The 1,797-nt window shown below is 33.8% G+C and carries 2 protein-coding genes; both read right to left on the bottom strand.

Annotation, left to right across the window (positions count from 1 at the left end):
* Positions 1-131: 131 nt before the first annotated feature.
* Positions 132-1,064, bottom strand: a complete 933-nt coding sequence (locus FDX19_RS12815; protein WP_137383007.1) for a GIY-YIG nuclease family protein — start codon at positions 1,062-1,064, stop codon at positions 132-134.
* Between the two features lie 346 nt (positions 1,065-1,410).
* Positions 1,411-1,797: hypothetical protein (locus tag FDX19_RS25310; protein WP_212734715.1), on the bottom strand; the 387-nt coding region annotated here is incomplete at its 5' end.

The raw sequence follows: 1,797 nt of genomic DNA, 5'->3' as shown, positions 1-1,797 counted from the left end.
TGATAGTGTTTTATCCTCGAACTATTATTTGTATTAGCTCAGATTTTATCTGACACAGCTATGGCACAGATCTAAATCTAATCTGACAGGCCGCTCTGTGTCATTGCTGTGTCAGTTATTATTATGCAACGTTACAACCATCCGACGCTCTCTCGCCACTTATGGTTAGTAATTTTATCATTTTCGATTATTTTTTTTGAAATAGAGCGAGGCCCCCTTCCAAGGTAATCAGATATTTCTGTTGGAGACATATCAAAATCTACTAACATGATTCTTAGTTTCTCCATTTCTTTTAAAGTCCAAGGTTTGCCATAATTTTCATGGAGAGAAATTTTATGGTTCCTAATCTCTCGCCTTCTCTGAATTCCTTTTTCCCTCTGAGAAATTTCACTTTCAAACTGTGAATGGAACTCTCTGCAAAAGTTTTCATCAATTTTTTTAGCATATAAATTGCTAAAAATAAGTTTGGATGCCGGGTCTACATCAGGAACGTCAATAATAAAACATTTAACCTTTTTTAAATAAGGTTTTTCAATTTTACCCAAAATGCTTAAGTATTTAGCATTAAAAAAACCTCTTAAATCAAAAGATTTAATGAGCTTTGACTGGATTACACTTTCAATTTTAGTTGCATTTGAATAACAGTAATTGGCCATTGGAAGGGCCCACACTACCAGTTGAGGGATATACTTTTCAAATGCAATGCTCTCCCATGTGGCATCAAAAGTTTGGTTCTTTGCTAAAATATTCTTAGGTGTATCAAAATGCAGTGTAGTTGAACCCCATATTTCATAATCACTTGCTAAGGATTGATAGTATTTTATATGATTTCGAATCTTGTAAGTTGACATAAGACGATACACGTCATCATTGTGGCCTGCATTATAAATTGTTCGGTTTCCTCTCAGGTAGCCTTCATAATGTTCATTAATCCTTCTCCCTACATTACAACTCACCCCAACATAAACAACACGATTAAAAAGCCCTTGATGAACAATAAGATAAACTCCGCAACAGCCAGCCCTTCTAGCATCTGATATAGAGCCTAAAAATCTCCATTCCATGTTAACTCCATTTTTATGTTAAGATTTTTATTTGTCATAATTTGATCGAGATATCAATAAATTAAGTTAACACTTAAGGGATTTTATAGCCATGCATAATTTTAATCACTGTAGCCAGTGATTCTATTGTGTTGTTGCACACCGTATTTGGCCCCCTACACGGAGGTGAAATACTCCTTGTTGATGAACACACAGCAATGTTATTGATGCCCCTTTGAGCTTCCGCTATTAACTCAAAACAGACTGTCAGATTTGATTATGTGCTGCCAGTGAAAACTGTCAGATCAAGTCTGAGCTAATACATATTATTATAAAAAAATATTTGTTATGCGTTTTCTCTAGGTAGTTATATTCTCTTAGATTGACTCCATTTTATCGGCGCCAGCTTGTATTTTCCGTAAAGGCTAAAGTTTTCAAAAAGTGGTATATGGTTAAGATCATTAAAAAAATCACTATTAATATGATCTAACCAGTCTGTATCAGATTTATATCTATCGAAGATAATAAATTCTAAGTTTATGCTATAATTTCTTGTATAGTGACTATCAGTCACAATAACATTTCCTTTTCCCCTGTACTGGAATATCCCAGTGGAAAGATAAAAATTACGTTCTCCTGTAAAATATCCAGTATCTTCATAATATGAAGTTATAAAATGTGTTCCTGGAGCCAGATTTTCACAATAATTTCTTGCGTCAAATATTTCCTTGGATATTATTCTTCCCAGAATAGT

The organism is Citrobacter sp. wls619 (assembly GCF_005281345.1).
Classification (GTDB): Bacteria; Pseudomonadota; Gammaproteobacteria; order Enterobacterales; family Enterobacteriaceae; genus Citrobacter.
Note: the sequence above shows the minus strand (reverse complement) of the source record. Positions and strands in the feature narration are given on the sequence as shown.

What these genes read in the sequence shown, in the direction of transcription:
- FDX19_RS12815 (WP_137383007.1), bottom strand. Translation starts at nt 1,064, where the DNA reads ATGGAATGGAGATTTTTAGGCTCTATATCAGATGCTAGAAGGGCTGGC.